This window comes from Agrobacterium sp. (genome assembly GCF_032092815.1).
Lineage (GTDB): Bacteria > Pseudomonadota > Alphaproteobacteria > Rhizobiales > Rhizobiaceae > Agrobacterium.
In genome coordinates this window covers 81,217-98,925 of sequence record NZ_DAMDBP010000001.1, presented here as the reverse complement: position 1 = coordinate 98,925, position 17,709 = coordinate 81,217, and the positions used below count along the sequence as shown (strand labels likewise).

Genomic DNA, 17,709 nt, shown 5'->3' with positions numbered 1-17,709 from the left:
TGAAATACAGCCAGACGGCACGCTGTGCAATGTGGATTCTGCTGTTTTTATGCTGTTCAGGTGAATTTGAATATTGTCAAATCCCTTGTGGTGCAGGCATTTTCACGCGGCGGCGGCCCGCTTCCACAGCGATTTGATCAGCTTGCTTTCCGCCTTTGGATCGTCACGAAAAACGAGGTCGGACAGATCAAGTGCGCTGTGCTCCAGCGCCTGTTGCTGGTTGATGATGGCATCCAGCAAGCGCGCGAGCGTGTCACCATTGCCAAAAATATCCGGCTCGCGATCGGCACAGGCACCGAGAACCGACAGGTCGTTCTGGTGCCCCAGACACTCAGTCAGGGCGGTGGCATGGTTCTCCTTGGCCAGCATTGCAGAGGGCCAGATCTTGCGCAGCAGGGCAAGATACATGCGATAGGTCTGGCTGCATTTGCGCAGATCGTGAAAGGCTTCCGCCTTTTCACCCCGGCGGCATTCTTGCAGCGCCAGGGCTGCCTGTTTGCCGTTTTTGACCCAGGCTTTGGCAATGCCTTTTGCAATGCGGCGTCTGCCATCGGGTAACGACAGATGCTGAATGGCGACAAGAGCGTTTTCGCATTCGCCAATCGCAGCATTGATGGTGCCCTGCAGATCGCTTTCTTCGCTGTAGAGGCGGTCGCGCCGTGCCATCAGGGCTTGGCGTGCGGTGTCCAAAGCATTGGCTTCGGCCTCCGAGCGGGCATGCTGGTGGAGATAATGGATGTTCTCGACCAGTGCCGCAGCATCACGAGCTCCGGAAAGCGAACGGGCAACATCGCGCAGGCGATTGTTTTCAGCCTTGTAAAAGGCGGGTGCAAGCGGGGCGATCAGCCGGTAGAGGCCGCGCAGCCGCTTGAACCTTTTGCGCGCCTCATGAATGGCCTCATGGCGGTCACCGCCCTGATTGGACAGGATGACAATCGCCTCGTCGAGGAGCGCTGTTGCTAGTGCCCTGACCTCTGGTGCAAAGGGTTTTGCGGGATCAAGACGATACGGCATCCGGCAGTTCTCCAAGCAGGTTTTCCGTGGCCAGAAACTGATTTGAATAACGTTTGTCGCCGGTGACTTCCTGTCCCAGCCATTCCGGCATTTCAGGGTTGTCATCGACAGAGTTCAGTTCCACCTCGGCGACAACCAGGCCACCATAAACGCCTTCAAACACATCAACCTCCCAGGTGAACGCCTTGTGTTCGACGAGATGGCGGGTCTTCTGAATGACATTGCCGATTGCGGTGCCGATCAATTCCTCTGCATCGGCAATTGGAACTGAATATTCATATTCATCGCGGACGAGGCTGCTGGCGCCGATCTTGATTGTCAGTGTCGCGTCTTCATCATTGACGATGCGGATGCGCACGGAGCGGTTTTCTGTTGAAACGACATATCCTTGGCGGAAAGTCATGCTGGACGAGACTTTGGTTTTCCATCCATCGCCTGAAACGAGAAATTTGCGTTCTATTTCTTTTGCCATGCATGTCCATGTCCGGTTTCGTGGCACCCTATCGCAAGGCACCGTCATGAAAAAGCAATTTGCCTGAATTATTTGCTTTAGTCTCGACAGGACAATCACGACGCGATAATCCATCACCCAGTATTTCAATCGTTTCATATCCGGGAGGCACCATCATGGCGCAGGACTCTGAAAAACTTCTTTCCATCCTGAAACTTCAGCCGGTTGTGCCTGTCCTGATTGTTGACAGTGTTGCGTCTGCGGTGCCGCTGGCCCGTGCGCTGGTTGCCGGTGGTCTGAAGGCTATCGAGATCACCATGCGGACACCTGCTGCCCTTGATGCGGTGCGTGCGGTTGCTGCAGAAGTTGAAGGCGCCCATGTCGGCGCTGGCACCATTCTCAACGCCAAGGATTTTGACGCGGCCGTTGAAGCTGGCTCAACCTTCATCGTTAGCCCCGGCGTGAACAAAAGCGTTCTTGACGCCGCCAAAAACTCCAAGGTTCCGCTTCTGCCAGGTGCTGCAACGGCAAGCGAAGTCATGGCGCTGCGCGACGAAGGCTACAAGGTTCTGAAATTCTTCCCGGCCGAGCAGGCTGGTGGTGCGCCTTACCTCAAGGCGCTGTCTTCACCGCTCGCAGGCACGGTGTTCTGCCCAACCGGCAGTATCTCGCTCAAGAACGCCAATGACTACCTATCCCTACCAAACGTTGTATGCGTTGGTGGCTCGTGGGTTGCACCGCGTGAACTGGTGGCAACGGGCGATTGGGCCGGCATTACCAAGCTCGCAGCCGAAGCGGCAGCGCTTTCGGCTTAAGGCCACCGCAATACTTCAAATATTTGAAAGCCAGCGTGATCACCGTCACGCTGGCTTTTATAATTTGTATTTGGCAATTGCCGTCCCTATCTCCAGTTTCGAGTTTGATCGAAACAGGAGATTTTGATGTTCGACGCCAAGAAGCTTCTTGAACAATTCCTTGGTTCTCAGGTGCCGGGGCTTTCAGGGAGCGTTCGTGACAGAGCGGGCCAGGCTGCCGATATCGCCAAGAACAATCCGCTGAAAACCGGCGCGCTCGCTGCGGCCATTCTCGGCACAAAGACTGGCCGCAAGCTGGCCGGTAATGTGGCAACGGTTGGTGGCATCGCCGCCATCGCTGGCCTTGGTTATCTCGCATATCAAAACTACAAATCCGGGCAGGCGCCACAAAACGCCCCACAGCCTGAGCCGACAACGGAGCTTTTGCCGCCCCCGGCGGATTCTCCCTTTCATCCGCAGTCTGCCACGCTTTCCAATGATTTTGCTTTGACGCTTGTTCAGGCGATGATTGCTGCGGCCAAGGCCGATGGTCACATCGACGCTGGTGAACGGGCCCGCATCATGGAAAAGGTACAGATTTCCGGTCTCGATACGGAAGCTGAACGTTTCATTGAAAAGGAACTGGCTGATCCGCTTGATGTGGACGCACTGGTGGCCGCCGCCAAAACCGAAGAGCAGAAGGTGGAGCTTTATACGGCGTCCCGTCTGACGATTGATCCTGATACGCGCGCAGAACGTGGTTATCTCGACCTCCTGGCCGGTCGCCTTGGTCTGCCGGATGCGCTGGTTGATCACATTGAAGCAACGGTTTCCGCTGCCAAGGTCTGATGGCACGGGTTAAGCCGTTCGGTTGAACCTTTGAATTCTTCCCTCCGTCTTGATCGACAGAGGGAAGGCACACGCCGATAGACTGTTGTTTTTGCAAAATGACTGGCCTAAATCTTTTCCCAACAAAATGATGAGGAAAAGAATGCGCGATCTGACCAACTTCAAGGGATGTCCGGCTCCGAAACCGGTAACGCTGCACGGTCGTTATGTGACGGCTCTGCCATTCGATCGCGCCGCGCATCTGCAAAAGCTCTGGGATGCCCTTGGCGGGACTGACACCAACGCGCTTTTGAAATACTTCCCGCAACAAGCCTTCCCGGACGCGGATGCGTTTGGTGACTGGATTGAGGGCGCGCAGCAGAAGCTGGGCTGGGTGACACTCGTCTTTACTGAAAATACGAGCGATCAGGTCGTTGGCATGGCCAGCTACATGCGGCCGGACCCGGCCAATGGCGTCGTTGAGGTCGGCTCGGTGGCGCATGGCGCGGCCATGAAACGATCGCCGCTTTCAACTGAAGTGCATTACCTGATGGCGAAACACGTGTTCGATGACCTTGGGTATCGCCGCTATGAGTGGAAATGCCACAACGAAAACGAACCGAGCAAGATCACTGCAAAACGTTATGGTTTTACCTTTGAAGGTATTTTCCGCCAGCACATGATCTCGAAAGGTGCCAACCGCGATACCGCATGGTTTTCGATGATCGATGGTGAGTGGCCGGTTATACGTGAAGCTTTCGAGGCCTGGCTTGAACCCGGCAATTTCAACGCGGATGGTTCGCAGAAACGCAAGCTGGAAGATATTCGTGCGGAGCTTTCAGCATGACGGATACTGGTCCGAAGGGAAGCTCGCCGGTTTTTGCCGCCGCCGTTATCTTCGTTGGCGTTGCCCTGCTGTTTTTTGTGATGCCAAACATCATGCTGTGGCTGGCTGATTATTCGCCTTGGCTGGCGGCCGGCTTTGGTGCGCTTGCCGTGCTGTCGTTTTTCTTCCTGTTCTGGCTGCGGGCACGCTACCAGCAACAAAAGAACAAGTCTGACAGCTAACAGCCTGCCGTGTCAGGCCTGCAGAGATGCACCCAGCAGCGCAAGGCCCATCAGCAATACAAACAACGCGCCAGCGATCTCGATGACGGTTGCGACGCGCATGGCTCTTGTTGTGCCGGAACCGGCATAACGGATGGCTACGTCCTTGGCCATGACAGCGAGTGTGGCAAGGATGGTTACAGTGATGGCTGTGCCGATAGACATGGCCAGCACCGACAGAACGCCGCCAAGATAGAGTCCGTTGAGCAGCGAAAAGCTCATCACGATAATGGCGCCCGAGCAGGGACGTAAGCCAACGGCAATGATGGCAGACCAGGCTTCATGCAGGCTGAAATCTTTTGAGCTTAGCATGGACGGGTCTGGCGCATGCGCATGGCCACATGTCGAGCAGACGTTGCCAGCGCCACTGTGCTGATGATCCGGGAAGACCTGTTGTCCCTTGAATTTGAGACCCGTGCCCATGCCCTTGGTACTTAGCGTGCTGCTGGCCACAGTTTCGGCAACCACCGGAGCTACAGGCTCACGCACCAGGATACTGCGCAGTTTGCGCACCAGCAGCCATGCGCCGAACAGGGCGATCATGGCAAAGCTGGCGATCTCCATGGTCTGCGTTGCCTTGGTCATGGTGATGGATGTGCCGCGCAACACCAGATATGCGGCGCCAACCAGCAGAATGGCGACGATGCCTTGCATCAGGGCTGAAATGAGCGAGATGAGCACACCGCGGCGCAGTTCCGTCTCATTGGCGATCATGTAGGAGGAGATGACTGCCTTGCCGTGACCGGGGCCGGCAGCGTGAAACACACCATAGGCGAAGGAAAGCCCGATCAGGGATGTTAGCGCCCAGGTATCTTCGCGCATCGCCTTCAATGCGCCAGTCAGCGCTCGATAAAAGCTTTGCTGGTGCATGTTGATCCAGGCAAAAAATGAACCGAATGGGCCCGACACTGAAAAAGAAGGTTCAGCAGAACCGATACCAAGTGGCGACTGCGCATGGGCAGCGGTTGCCAGAAACAGGCCGCTGACGAGAAGAAGCGGCACCACGCGGTTCAGTCTGTTGTTCATGGGCAGGTTACCTCAAGCCTTGTCGAAAACAGTTTCGACATGTCTGTTCCGGTCGGGTCATTAAAAAACGCGTCAGTCAGAGTGGACTGGTTTTGTGCCAGCACCTCATCGGCGTCGGGCCGGATGACGGCGCGTTGACACTTGGCAAAACCATCGCCCTTGGTGGCGAGATCCGTATCATTTGCAAAATCGATCGCGGTGTACATGGTCGGATCCCAGACACCAAAACTCATCTTGCCCTTCATCGGCATGGGTTTGGCGGGCTTGATGGAAAAGAACATCAGGATCTGGCCATTGTCGTAATCGACATGAATGGCGTCCGGTTTTGCGAGGTCAGTCTTTTTGCCATCTTCGGTGACGAAGGTGTAATAATCGAAGTCGGCAAGCGATTCATGCACCACCTTGCCCACCTCGGCCAATTCGTCCTTGTCGAGCTTCAGGTCGCTGTTCTTGTCGAAATCCAGCATCACGCTGGAGGAGAACATTTCATCGAAGCGCCAGATGTTGCGCAGCTCGCTGATATTGCCATCCGGGCCGCCAATGACTTCGAGGCGAGCTTCTGTGAAAATATGCGGATGGGCGAAGGCCGGAGCAGGGGCCAGCATGAGGCAGGCCACGAGTGCGGTTTTCGTCTTTTTCATCGGCCCATATACCCCTTGCGAATCTGTCAGCCAGTTTTAGCGGAAATTGGGACCGAATTTCGACTCAGCTCACAATCAATTTATCAGCAGAATTTATCTGCGGCTGATCTGTCCGCTTATCCCTGCTTGCGGAACCAGTTTGACAGGAAGTCCACGAAGCTGCGCACCTTGGCTGGCAGATAACGACGATGCGGGTAAACCGCATAGATGCCTCTGTCCCTGGCAATGTAGTCATCGAACAGTGTGACCAGTTCTCCAGACTGGATATAGGGCTTTGCAATGAAGTCAGGCACCATGGCAACACCCAGCCCTGTGCGGGCTGCACGCAGGGTGGCTTGCGGACTGTTAACTTCGATCGGACCGCTGACGGCAACCGAGGCATTGGCGCCATTGGGTTCGAAATACCTGATGTTGTTGTGGAAGCGTGAATTGGTATCGACAATGAACGGCACGCGGGACATGTCCTGTGGCTCATTCAGCGGGCCGTATTTGGCAACGAAATCTGCTGTGGCAACGGCATAGACCCTGAAATCCGACAACTTGCGAGCAATGAGGCCGGAATCCTCCAGCTTGGTAATGCGCACGGCGAGATCGAACCCTTCCTCGATCAGGTCGACAAAACGGTCTTCGGCAAGAATCTCAAGCTGCAACTCGGGATTTTCCTTGGCGAAATCGATCAGGCTCTGGCCAATATCGGCGTCGATGAATGTGCGCGGAACGGAGATGCGCAGCTTTCCCTTGAGATCAGCATTGTTCTCGCGAACGAGATCGGCAAGGTTGTCGATTTCCTTCAGAATGTCGGAGGCCGTGCGATAGTAGGTGTGGCCAGCTTCTGTCAGCGAGAACTGGCGTGTTGTGCGGTTGAGCAGCAATGCGCCAAGGTCGTCTTCCAGCTCGCGCACATATTTGGACAGCAGTGCTTTTGAGCGCCCGGTTTTGCGGGCTGCGGCCGAGAAACCTTCCGCTTCGACGACGTCAATAAAAGCGCGAATGCGGGTGAGGGTGTCCATCAGCATTTTCTCCTGTTTGTTCCATATAATTGAACGTTCGAGCTCTGGCGTTCAATGGAAAAATGCTTGGTGAAAAAAACCTCAACGTGATGAAAAAATCCTCTTGATTATGACGGCGAATATTCTTATTTCCCGTCTTGCCCAAAGTCGCACGTGCCCATGGGTGTCCGCCGTCCCTCGATGTGGTGAGGAGTTCGGTAAGGTACCTGGCTTTCCATCAGCCGGGGTACTAAAGAGGCACACCATCATTGCCGGAAGTGCGGTTGGGTCCAATCCCTCCAATCTATGGCAGACAAAGCCGGATAATGCCCTTGGCAGGGTCTTGTCCATATTTGCGCCTTGAGCGTATGCAACTGATCTGCGCCTCCACCGGCTGATCGGTAAGCATATCTCGAGCGTTCTTTGTCCTCCGGTTTTTCCGGAGCCGGATTCTACAGGGATTACAACGATGACGACTGCACGCATCATTGACTTCATCAAGACCCGCCGCCCAGAAGGCCCATGCCTCGTGGTCGATCTCGACGTTGTGCGCGACAATTATCACGCTTTCGAGCATGCTCTGCCGAACAGCGCGATCTATTACGCCGTTAAGGCAAATCCGGCCCCTGAAATCCTGTCGCTGCTCGCCTCTCTCGGCTCGAACTTCGACTGCGCTTCGGTTGCTGAAATCCAGATGGCGCTTGACGCCGGTGCATCTGCTGACCGTATTTCCTACGGCAACACCATCAAGAAGGAGCGGGACATCTCTCGCGCTTTCGAACTGGGCGTTGGCCTGTTTGCGGTGGACAGCCATGAGGAAGTTGAAAAGGTTTCCCGCGCAGCGCCTGGCGCCCGCGTGTTCTGCCGCGTCCTGACTGATGGTGAAGGTGCCGAATGGCCGCTTTCCCGCAAGTTCGGCTGCGTGCCGCAGATGGCTGTTGATGTACTGGTTTACGCACACCAGCTCGGCCTTGAATCCTACGGTGTGTCCTTCCACGTCGGTTCGCAGATGCTGAACCTCGACGCATGGGACGCTGCTCTTGGCGATGCAAAGCGGGTTTTTGCCTCTCTTGCCAAGCAGGGCATCCACCTGAAGATGGTCAACATGGGTGGTGGTTTCCCAACCAAGTATCTGCGCGACATTCCGTCTGCAGAAGCTTACGGTCAGGCAATCGATTCAGCGCTTCGCACGCACTTCGGTAACCAGATCCCACAGACGATCATCGAGCCAGGCCGTGGCATGGTTGGAAATGCCGGTGTGATCAAGGCGGAAGTCGTTCTGGTATCGCGCAAGTCCGACAACGACAATCATCGTTGGGTCTACCTCGATATTGGCAAGTTCGGTGGTCTTGCTGAAACCATGGACGAAGCCATTCGTTACCCGATCCGCACGGAGCGCGATCAGGACGAAATGCAGCCTTGCGTTTTGGCCGGTCCGACCTGCGACAGCGCCGACGTGCTGTACGAAAAGAACATGTATCCGCTGCCCGTCTCCCTGACGATTGGCGATGAAGTTCTGATCGAAGGCACTGGCGCGTACACCACCACCTATTCGGCGGTGGCGTTCAACGGTTTCGAACCTCTCAAATCCTATGTGATCTGAGTGTTCTTTGGTCGGGAATCAGTGCCCCGGCCACTTAACCCGGATCTTTCCGTTCCGGCCTCGCGCCACGCTTTGCGCGACCCCTGCTTGCTGCACCTCCTCCCGTGAGGACGAGCGGACGAGGGGCCGGGACGGCTAATTTCATCTGTTGTTTTGGGGCCGCTTGTGCGCGGTTATGTAACGGGAGGCCGTGATGGCCGCTGTTCTCAATTCAGTCCGGGCGTTTTTTTCGCCGCAGACCTTTCACATCGAAGCTGAAAACCCTGGTGATGTTGTTGCGCGCGAAAACCTGCTCGACCGCGCCATGGGCCCCGGTCGTCGCCGCAAGTCTTCCGAAAAGCTGCGCAAGGGGCGGATTCCGGCCGATGGGCTGGCGCTGGTTGCGCGTGACAATGACGGTCACGTCATCGGCACCGTGCGGCTCTGGAACGTTGAAGCTGGTGTCACACCGGAAGGACGGGCATTGCCCGCTCTCCTGCTTGGACCGTTGGCGGTTGATTCCATGCATGAAGGCAAAGGCATTGGTGCTGCCCTGATGCGCGCGGCCATTGCAGAAGCATCCAGCCGTGGCCACGGCGCCATTCTGCTGGTCGGCGATGCGCCTTATTACGAACGTTTCGGTTTTTTTGCCGCAAAGACGCAGCATCTTGTCATGCCAGGTCCATTTGAGCGCCATCGGTTTCTGGCACTGGAACTGAAAGATGGCTGGCTGGATGGTGCAGCGGGCATGCTGGTGGCCAGCGGTCGCAAGCTTTCCTACTGATGGATGTTTCCGAATTTATATTCAAACAGTGGCCCCGTCTGGGGCCATTATTGTTTTGGGCAACCACTGTGACTGTGACATTTTTGCCGCGACCTGATTTTCCCTGTTCGAAAACCCGGTGTTAAATTCAGACGTTTGATCTGGCTCAACTCACCCTGCCTGTTTGAGGTTTCATAGTCCCTCCAACAACCCTGCTGACCGGGAAAAACCGATCCCAGATGTGCAGGCGATGTTGCCGTGCCAAGCCTGCCACTGATGGAGCAAAGCAGGTTTCGGTGCTCAATTGGTACAAGGAGAGATGAAATGAACACGAAGAACGCAATGCGGGCCATGTTGATGGCTGGGGTAGCATTGACGGGTGCTAACGCCATGGCTGCAGATCTTGCGCCTCCAGCGCCTGCGCCAACCGTTGAAGAAGCCATTGAGGCGGCAAGCCCTTGGATGATCCGTGTTCGCGGCGTTGGCGTTATCACCCATGACAGCGGTTCCGTTGACCAGTTGCCCGGCGCTGGTCTCTCCTATTCCGATACCGTGATCCCTGAACTCGATATCAGCTACTTCTTCACCGACAATATTGCTGCAGAACTGATCCTCGGTACCACCTACGCCAAGATCGATGGCACCGGTGGTCTTGATGGCGTTGCGGTTGGCAAATCCTGGCTGCTGCCTCCGACGCTGACGCTGCAGTACCACTTCACCAATTTCGGCAACTTCAAGCCTTATGTCGGTGCCGGTGTGAACTACTCGCTGTTCTATAACCAGTCTGAAAAGCCCGGCTTCTCCAACCTCGATGTTAAAAACGATTTTGGTTACGCGCTTCAGATCGGTGCCGACTACATGATCAACAAGAACTGGGGTGTGAACTTCGACGTGAAGAAAATCTTCCTCGATACGAAGTGGACAGCCACACATGATGTGCTTGGCCCGGTCAGCGGCAAGGCCAAGATCGATCCTTGGCTGATAGGTGCCGGTATCACCTACCGCTTCTGATCTGTGCTTTCTGTGAGGCCCGTTTGACGAAGACGGGCCTCATGTCTTATAAGGGCGGTCACGGGTGAGAGCCCCGGCCGTCCGCAGGCATTTGCCATGGTGAAGCCTCTCTCGATTGAACCACGGTTTTCCGGCATTTGCGTGCGACCCGATGGCAACGCGGACCCCTTCTGAAAAGCATGCCTTTTTTGGAGAACTGTCGTGGCACATACGGCTTCACAATCAAACGCGTCTGCGACACTTCCGTCGCTCGAGACATTGAAAGATCAGGCGAAACGCCTGCGAACCCGGCTTCAGGTTGACGGGCAAACGATTTCCCATTCCAAATCACTGGAACTGATTGCTGCACAGATGGGCTTTCGGGACTGGAACACACTGCATGCGCGGGTCGGCAATCGTCCGCCGTTCAATCCCTATCTGCTGGGATCAAGGGTGCGGGGTTATTATCTCGGACAGGCTTTTGAAGCTGAGGTTCTGGGTGTCCAGTCACTGGGCGGCAGTCCTGAGCGGTACAGGTTAACGTTGCATTTAGACCAACCTGTCGATGTGGTGACGTTTGAGAGCTTCTCTGCCTTCAGGCAGCGCGTGCATTGTAACGTCGATGGCACTGGTCGAACGACGGAAAAGACATCGAACGGTCGTCCTCAGGTCGAGTTGATTTGGTAGCAATATCGCAAGACCGAACAGTTTGGGGCAGGTAGGTTTTATTCACTTATGGTCGCTTGCCCTAATGCCTTGTTTTATCAGATGATTCGCATGCGTGGGTTTTGAAGATGATATTGTCCCATGCCGTACGGCATTCGACACCACTTGTGTCGGCAAGCCCGCAATGGCGATGCAAAAATCACTATAGGAATGATTACCAACTAACACTGTTTGTAACCATTCATAAACCTAAACGGGAAAGTTATCTGAGGATTTCCCACTGTGGTAGAATTGTCATAGACAACTATAGGGAGAGGCTGTAGCGAGAGCCAATCATATCAAGGAATGTACTAATGTTGAAAAATCTTATCCTCGCCGCAGTCGCTGTATCCGCATTCTCGGGCGTTGCCCAGGCTGCTGACGCTGTGAACGAGGTGCCTGCTGCACCTGTTGCCGATTACGCTGCACCTGCATTTTCGTGGGGTGGTTTCTACGGCGGTGTGACCGGCGGTTATGCTTGGGACAAGGTGAAGCTGGACGATGGTACCGATTCCGGTTCGACAACCTTCAATGGCGCACGTTTCGGTGGTTTTGCTGGTTACAACGCTGAAATCGCACCTTCCATCATTCTCGGTGCTGAAGGCGAACTCGCTTACAACTGGGGCGACAAGACAGTTGACGACGCTAAGATCGAAGCTGGTGTGAACGGGTCTGCGCGTGCACGTGTTGGTTATGCCTTCGACAAGGCACTGGTCTATGCTGCCGGTGGTTATGCAGTGACCAAGGGCAAGCTTTCTGTCCCTGGCTACAGCGATAGCGACACGTTCCATGGCTGGACAGTTGGCGTCGGTGTTGACTATGCCATCACTGACAACATCTTTGCTCGCGCTGAATATCGTTACAACGATTTTGGCAAGAACACCTACACCGACGGCGCTGACAGCTACAGCCTCAAGGTTAGAGAGCACCAGGTCAATGTTGGCGTTGGCTATAAGTTCTAAAGAACTTTAGAGTTCTCGTTTTGAAGATGCCCGGTCTCTTCGTTGAGGTCGGGCATTTTTTGTCAAAATGTACCGCTGAAGCGCGACGCAATGGTATTGCCGCTATAATTGAAATCGGCATCTTTTTCGTCATGCAGCAGGCGACTGAACTCAAACTCCAGCTTGCGGTTGTTGCCGGTTTCAAATGACAAGGTTGCGAACAGGTTTTTTTCGCCTGTTCCATAGTCGTAGTAGAGCCACTCACTATAGGTTCGTTCAAAGCCGAGATCGACGCTGATATTGTCGGTGATAGTGGTCTTCATCACCACTTTCCAACGCCGCTCGAACTCGGCAATCGGGTCATCCATGTCGACCAGGGCGTAGTCCTGCGAAAAGGCTCCGCCAAAGGCAAAGATATCATTGGCTTTCCATTCCACCTCCGCCCGGACATAAGGGCGGGTGTGCTGCACAGTGTCGCTGATATGGGCGCTCGAAATGGTGGTTAGGCCTGCCTCCGTCAAAAAGGCGAAGTTTTCTGAAATCTTGCGGCCAAAGGCGACTGACCCTCGCAGAGTTCGGGCTGGAAAACGCTCAAATTTCTGTTGCTGACTGTCACGGATAACGCTTTCATTATAAGTGAGCGCAAAACCAAGTTCGCCGCTTGCAAACGGACGGATGTGATCTGCCTTGATGCCAAAGGCTGCTTCATTTGCTTCCAACCTTGCGGGCAGAATATAGGCTGGTCTGAAATAGGCCTTGCCCTTCAGTAGATTGGAGTAGTTGAAAGTCACGGTGTTTTTACCGCCAAGCGCAGTCAATGTAAGGCCTGTTGTGGCATCTATCTTGTGGTCGAGTCGGCGATAGCCCAGCACCTCTTCGGGAAGTTTGAGAAAGATATCTCCTGCATCACTGCGAATGCCACTGACCTTGGCGGCAAATTCAAGTTTTTCACCGATTGCTTTGGTCAGGCTGATTTCTGCTTGGGTATTGTGTTCTTCAGCAAAGCGATATTTGGGTACACGGACTTCTTCATGGCTGACAGCATAGCCAATTTTGCCGCCATCGATATCCAGAGAACCACGCAAGCCAAGGTTCGCATTATAGCTTTGAGCAGCCATATTATTGGTGTCGAAGAAATAATTGTCGTCAAAGGAATGGCCGGCACCATAGGTCACGTCAATTTCATTGGCTTGGGCGGTGTGACAGCATACGAACCCCAGAACAAGCGATGCATATCCCCCCCGACGCATTATTATCTCCATACTCTAATGTAGTAATAACTTACATTTGTATGGTTAATAACAGCTTTCTATGCACTTATTGTACGACGATAGGCTGTATTGGTTCGGCACCGAAAGTAGTGAGTGCCCGTGCCGAACGCACGCATTTAAGTATCCGTTAAAATTTTAGACGTTAATGTTAATGGTTTATTATAACATTAGCATGTTCTTGCATAAAGGTCATTCACGGCTACCATCAGAACTGCATCAACGGTGATGCTTTCAACCAAAGGGAGAGTGAAATGATTGCCAAGTTTGCTTGTGTTGCTGCTGTTCTTTCCGTTGCCACTGTTGCTCCGGCTCATGCCGGCGGCCTGTTGGGTATCCTGTCCGGCAAGAACACCAATAATGGTGCGCTCGTTGTCGTTGCACCAAATGTCGATCTCGGTGTCAGCGGCATCCTGTCCAACAACGGTATCCTGAACGGCAACAAGACCGGTATTCTCAGCGGTATCCTGAATGGCAACAACACGGACGTTGATGTTCTCAACAACAACAAGTCCAGCAGCAAGAAGAAGCGTGGCCACTAATGCCAATCCGCAATAGTGTGGCGACGGCGCAATAGTGGCCCATGGTATCGATGCGAATATCCGGATTGGACGCTCGCGGTGATACCCGTAAAAACAGGGCTAACGCTTAAAGCGCACGGTACAACAAGTTCAAAAAAACCTCGCGCTTTAAACGCTACACGGCTGACAAGAGCAACAAAATGCATTGAAAATTCAAAGGGAGCCGCGAGGCTCCCTTCTTTTGTGCCGGGGAACGCGGGCGCGCTGTGTCGTTAACCGGAAATGTCAATAACGCCGCAGTCACCAGCCTCCGAGGCAAAGGCGAGAAGCTTGCCGGTGGTGCTCCAAGACATTGAGGTGATGGCGCCCTGTCCTGGACGACGCAGCAGCGCTTCCTTGCCGTCGGCAAGTCTGACGCCCAGCACCATGCCATCGATAAAGCCGATTGCAAGCACCTCTTCGGCCGGGTGGAAGCTGACGCAGGTTGCCAGAATATTGGCGCGTGTGCCCAATTCCTGCGGCGCCTTGCCCATCGGGCCATCCTTGCCGGCAAATGGCCAGACAATGGCCGCAGGGGCGCCTGATGAGGCAAGCCATTTGCCCTTGGAAGACCAGGACAGTGATTTGACCTTGGCCGGATAGCCGGTCATGCGCATGTGGCGGGCTTCCATGCCGCCCTTTGTTGCTTCCATTTTCCAGCCGTGAAGGGCATTTTCCTGCATGGTGGTGACGAGGAACTTGCCGTCCTGCGAGAAGGTGACGCCGGTATGGGCACCTTTCCATTCCAGATCGACCGGCTCACCTGCCATGCCGACCCAATGCAGTGACACACCATTGTAACGGGCAACGGCAATGCGCAGGCCTTTGGGCGCGAAGGTCACGCCTTCGACGGTGCGGGTTTCTGTAAATTCCTTCACGCTGCCATCACCCAGGCGCACGAAAGTGGATTTTCCAACTGCGTAAGCGACGCTGTTTTGTGGGCCACCTGCAACAACCGAAATCCACTTGCGTGGCACATTGGCAAGTTCGTTGACTGTGCCGTCATGCATGATGCGCAGCACACGGCCGTCTTCACCGCCAGTCAACAGGGTGGCGCTGTAGGGATCACGTACACAGGTCAGCAAGCCCTGATGGGCTTCTGTTACCTTTTCGCCGCCATCGAGGCGGTGAATGGTGCCAGCCGCAGTCGCAAAAAACGGGACATCGCCAAGGAAGTGCGTGGAAACGACGTGACCTTCCAGATCGAATGGAGCAACTGTGGGCATTGAATACGTGTCTCTCTATGTTGTCTCTACAAGGGCGATAGAGAGGTACCCCTCTCTGTCATAATGGCCGGGCATGACCCGGCCATCTGCCAACATCTGTAGTTGATGGGATGGTTGCGTTCCCAGGTCAAGCCCGGGATGCCGCAGAACTGCCGATCAGGCCGTCGCCGTTGCTTCGCAAGCGTGGAAACTCTTTTCAAGCTTTTCACGGTCAAGATCGCGGCCGATGAAGACGAGGCGGCTTTCGCGCTTTTCGCCATCTTTCCATGGACGCTGGTGATCACCTTCGATGATCATGTGAACGCCCTGTACGACGTAACGCTCGGCGTCGCCCTTGAAGGCAATGATGCCCTTGAGGCGCAAAATGTTCGGGCCGTCCGTCTGGGTAATCTTCTGGATCCACGGGAAGAAACGGTCTGGGTTCATTTCACCACCGCGCAGCGAGACAGACTTTACCGTGACGTCGTGGATGGCCGAGACATCGCCATGGTGGTGATGGTGGTCATGACCGTGATCGTGGTGGTCATGATCGTGTCCATCATGGTCGTGATGATGGTGGTGCCCATGATCATGGTGGTCATGGTCGCAATCCGGGCCGCAGACATGATCTTCATGGCCGTGCTCGAGGAAATGCGGATCGTTTTCCAAAGCACGCTCAAGGTTGAATGCACCCTGATCAAGAACGCGGGCAAGATCAACGCCGGAGCGGGTGGTCTTGTAAACGCGTGCGGACGGGTTGATGGCATGCACGACATCTTCGATGCGAGCCAGCTCTTCCGGGCTGACGAGATCGGTCTTGTTGATGACGACAACGTCGGCAAAAGCGATCTGATCTTCAGCTTCGCGGCTGTCTTTCAGGCGCAGGGGCAGGTGCTTGGCATCAACCAGCGCAACAACGGCATCGAGTTCGGTCTTGGCGCGAACATCGTCATCCATGAAGAAGGTCTGGGCAACCGGAACAGGGTCTGCGAGACCTGTGGTTTCGACGATGATGCCATCAAAACGACCAGGGCGGCGCATCAGGCCTTCAACAACGCGGATCAGGTCGCCGCGCACCGTGCAGCACACGCAGCCATTGTTCATTTCGTAGATTTCTTCATCGGACTCGACGATCAGATCGTTATCGATACCGATTTCACCGAACTCGTTGACGATGACAGCGTATTTCTTGCCGTGGTTTTCGGAGAGAATACGGTTGAGCAGTGTCGTTTTGCCTGCGCCGAGATAGCCGGTCAGAACGGTGACTGGAATGGGTTTTGTTGTGGCTGTTTCGGTCATGGGAAACCTCAAATGACAAAGGGGCGCAAAGACGCCGAATAAAATCTGCTGTTCATATAGGCCGCGTGGTCGGGCAGTTCAAAGAGAATCTGCCTTCAGTTTTTTTGATCTATGGGTTGAACTGCGCCATATCGAAAGAATTGATGTCTTCCAGCAGTTCAATCAGCCCGGTCACGGCATGGTCAAGCAGCGCTTCTCCCTTTTCAGCCGTTGCAATGCTGGCATTGCCGGCAACACCGATGGGATTGAGGTCACGCATTTTCCAGCCGAAGGCGTGGGGGCCATAGGCGCGCAAATGCTTGTAGGACTTTGCGTAATCGGCCTGTCTGGATGAAAAATGTGCTGCCTTACCCATGTCTACAAGGTCGGGATAAAGCGCCAGCATGACAGATGTTTCGATGTCGCCACCGTGGATGTCGAGCGCCTTTTCTTCCGGGGTAATCAGACCGGTTGGCACGCCGAAGCGCGTCCAGCTTGTGGCAACCGCCAACATGCCGAACCGTACACGGGCTTCTGTGGCAACAATCGTCATCAAAGGCGAATTGCCGCCATGGGCGTTGAGCATGACAAATTTGCGGATGCCGTGTGCGGCAGCTTCTTCCGCCATGCCGAGCCAGCGCTCCACCGCCTCATCATACCGCAAGGTTTTGGTGCCGGGCACGTCCATGTGCTCGATGGAGTAACCCACGGGGTCGACCGGCAGGATGATGAGGGGCAGGGAAGGCGGGGCCGATTTGCGCAGACGCTCCACGACACCGGCTGCAATCAGCGTGTCGGTTTCAAACGGCAGGTGAGGACCATGTTGTTCATGGGCGCCCAAAGGCAGCACAACAATTCGGTCTGCCACATTATCCCCTGACGCTGTTACATAATCTTCGTAAAAATGCGTGTATGTGTTCGGCATCTGGCAGTGCGATCCGGCTTTCTGTATTGGATATCGTGCAGCTTATATCCGATCCGCTATCCGGTAAAAGGTACAAAGGCGATGGGCAAAAAAGACAAAAGCGAAAAGAAGGCCAAGGACGGCAAGAAAAAGGACGCGGTGCTGAACCCGGAAGTTCTTGCGCAGTCCATTGCCCAGGCCGCACGGTCCATGCGCACGGCACTTAGCCATAGCCTGGCTACCAGTGGCCTTTACGCTGGCCAGGATGGTGTAGTGCTGGCGCTGGCCAATGAGGGCAGCATGACACCTGGTCAGATCGCTCAGAAGCTTGGCGTGAAAGCACCAACCATGACCCGCACCATTGGGCGCATGGAAGCGCAAGGTTTTGTGGAGCGCAGTGAAGATGATGGCGATGGTCGAATGACGCGGGTAAAGCTGACCGAAGCCGGTCTGCGTAGTGTCGAACATATCAATGCTTCGCTTTCGGTGTGCGCGGCACGCGCCATAGACGGGCTTTCCAACAAGGAAGTCAAAACGGTGGTGAAGCTGCTGCGGGTCATCGATGCCAACCTGCAAACCAACGGTGGCGCAGAGTAATTTTTCTCCGCATATCTCGCCCCCACGATTTCCCCATTCATCAGTATTTCGTGATTAAACAGATTG

Annotated in this window: 20 protein-coding genes; 11 read left to right on the top strand and 9 right to left on the bottom strand. The window is 54.8% G+C overall.

The features are described from left to right. Window positions 1-102 precede the first annotated feature (102 nt). Both RT613_RS00445 and RT613_RS00440 read right to left on the bottom strand, forming a co-directional pair. Window positions 103-1,014: a CHAD domain-containing protein gene (locus RT613_RS00445; protein WP_313612093.1), complete on the bottom strand. Its 912-nt coding sequence runs from the start codon at window positions 1,012-1,014 to the stop codon at window positions 103-105. Next, window positions 998-1,486 carry a CYTH domain-containing protein gene (locus RT613_RS00440; protein ID WP_313612092.1) on the bottom strand — a complete coding sequence of 163 codons (489 nt, stop codon included), beginning with the start codon at window positions 1,484-1,486 and terminating at the stop codon, window positions 998-1,000. The genes RT613_RS00445 and RT613_RS00440 overlap by 17 nt, the downstream gene beginning before the upstream one ends. 155 nt (window positions 1,487-1,641) lie before the next feature. Between RT613_RS00440 and RT613_RS00435 the strand changes: the two genes are divergently transcribed. The 4 genes from RT613_RS00435 (at window position 1,642) to RT613_RS00420 (ending at window position 4,155) form a co-directional block, all read left to right on the top strand. Beyond that, window positions 1,642-2,280: a 2-dehydro-3-deoxy-phosphogluconate aldolase gene (locus tag RT613_RS00435; protein WP_313612091.1), complete on the top strand. Its 639-nt coding sequence runs from the start codon at window positions 1,642-1,644 to the stop codon at window positions 2,278-2,280. A 126-nt stretch (window positions 2,281-2,406) separates the two neighbouring features. Then, window positions 2,407-3,108 (top strand): tellurite resistance TerB family protein, encoded by a 702-nt coding sequence (locus tag RT613_RS00430; protein ID WP_313612089.1) that lies wholly within the window; start codon window positions 2,407-2,409, stop codon window positions 3,106-3,108. A gap of 142 nt (window positions 3,109-3,250) precedes the next feature. Beyond that, window positions 3,251-3,934 carry a GNAT family protein gene (locus RT613_RS00425; protein WP_313612088.1) on the top strand — a complete coding sequence of 228 codons (684 nt, stop codon included), beginning with the start codon at window positions 3,251-3,253 and terminating at the stop codon, window positions 3,932-3,934. Further along, entirely contained in the window at window positions 3,931-4,155 is a 225-nt protein-coding gene (locus RT613_RS00420) for a hypothetical protein (protein WP_313612087.1), read from the top strand. Before RT613_RS00425 ends, RT613_RS00420 begins: the two co-directional genes overlap by 4 nt. A gap of 12 nt (window positions 4,156-4,167) precedes the next feature. Here RT613_RS00420 and RT613_RS00415 read toward each other — a convergent pair whose 3' ends face one another. From RT613_RS00415 to RT613_RS00405, 3 genes are all read right to left on the bottom strand, one after another. Further along, on the bottom strand, window positions 4,168-5,220 hold the full coding sequence (locus RT613_RS00415) for a nickel/cobalt transporter (RefSeq protein ID WP_313612086.1): 1,053 nt from the start codon (window positions 5,218-5,220) through the stop codon (window positions 4,168-4,170). Further along, on the bottom strand, window positions 5,217-5,861 hold the full coding sequence (locus RT613_RS00410; RefSeq protein ID WP_313612084.1) for a DUF1007 family protein: 645 nt from the start codon (window positions 5,859-5,861) through the stop codon (window positions 5,217-5,219). Before RT613_RS00410 ends, RT613_RS00415 begins: the two co-directional genes overlap by 4 nt. 116 nt (window positions 5,862-5,977) lie before the next feature. Continuing rightward, window positions 5,978-6,871: a LysR family transcriptional regulator gene (locus RT613_RS00405; RefSeq protein WP_313612082.1), complete on the bottom strand. Its 894-nt coding sequence runs from the start codon at window positions 6,869-6,871 to the stop codon at window positions 5,978-5,980. Between the two features lie 448 nt (window positions 6,872-7,319). Between RT613_RS00405 and odc2 the strand changes: the two genes are divergently transcribed. From odc2 to RT613_RS00380, 5 genes are all read left to right on the top strand, one after another. Then, window positions 7,320-8,453 carry an ornithine/lysine decarboxylase gene (gene odc2, locus RT613_RS00400; RefSeq protein ID WP_313612080.1) on the top strand — a complete coding sequence of 378 codons (1,134 nt, stop codon included), beginning with the start codon at window positions 7,320-7,322 and terminating at the stop codon, window positions 8,451-8,453. Window positions 8,454-8,646: 193 nt separating this feature from the next. After that, entirely contained in the window at window positions 8,647-9,216 is a 570-nt protein-coding gene (locus RT613_RS00395) for an N-acetyltransferase (protein ID WP_313612078.1), read from the top strand. Between the two features lie 303 nt (window positions 9,217-9,519). After that, window positions 9,520-10,206 carry an OmpW family protein gene (locus RT613_RS00390; protein WP_313612076.1) on the top strand — a complete coding sequence of 229 codons (687 nt, stop codon included), beginning with the start codon at window positions 9,520-9,522 and terminating at the stop codon, window positions 10,204-10,206. Window positions 10,207-10,407: 201 nt separating this feature from the next. After that, window positions 10,408-10,872, top strand: coding sequence for a glyoxalase superfamily protein (locus RT613_RS00385; protein ID WP_313612074.1), 465 nt, complete (start codon window positions 10,408-10,410; stop codon window positions 10,870-10,872). A 332-nt stretch (window positions 10,873-11,204) separates the two neighbouring features. Further along, window positions 11,205-11,852, top strand: coding sequence for a porin family protein (locus RT613_RS00380; protein WP_313612072.1), 648 nt, complete (start codon window positions 11,205-11,207; stop codon window positions 11,850-11,852). Between the two features lie 62 nt (window positions 11,853-11,914). Here RT613_RS00380 and RT613_RS00375 read toward each other — a convergent pair whose 3' ends face one another. Then, window positions 11,915-13,081, bottom strand: coding sequence for a hypothetical protein (locus RT613_RS00375; RefSeq protein WP_313612071.1), 1,167 nt, complete (start codon window positions 13,079-13,081; stop codon window positions 11,915-11,917). Between the two features lie 272 nt (window positions 13,082-13,353). Between RT613_RS00375 and RT613_RS00370 the strand changes: the two genes are divergently transcribed. Further along, complete coding sequence (locus RT613_RS00370; protein ID WP_313612069.1) at window positions 13,354-13,641, top strand: hypothetical protein; 288 nt, start codon at window positions 13,354-13,356, stop codon at window positions 13,639-13,641. Window positions 13,642-13,892: 251 nt separating this feature from the next. Here the strand turns inward: RT613_RS00370 and RT613_RS00365 are convergent, their stop codons facing one another. From RT613_RS00365 to RT613_RS00355, 3 genes are all read right to left on the bottom strand, one after another. Continuing rightward, entirely contained in the window at window positions 13,893-14,885 is a 993-nt protein-coding gene (locus RT613_RS00365; protein WP_313612067.1) for a WD40 repeat domain-containing protein, read from the bottom strand. Between the two features lie 156 nt (window positions 14,886-15,041). After that, entirely contained in the window at window positions 15,042-16,163 is a 1,122-nt protein-coding gene (locus RT613_RS00360; protein ID WP_313612065.1) for a GTP-binding protein, read from the bottom strand. Window positions 16,164-16,272: 109 nt separating this feature from the next. Further along, entirely contained in the window at window positions 16,273-17,067 is a 795-nt protein-coding gene (locus RT613_RS00355) for a creatininase family protein (protein ID WP_313612063.1), read from the bottom strand. Window positions 17,068-17,148: 81 nt separating this feature from the next. Here RT613_RS00355 and RT613_RS00350 point away from each other — a divergent pair, with 81 nt between their 5' ends. Next, window positions 17,149-17,643 carry a MarR family transcriptional regulator gene (locus RT613_RS00350; protein WP_313612061.1) on the top strand — a complete coding sequence of 165 codons (495 nt, stop codon included), beginning with the start codon at window positions 17,149-17,151 and terminating at the stop codon, window positions 17,641-17,643. The last annotated feature ends 66 nt before the right edge of the window (window positions 17,644-17,709 follow it).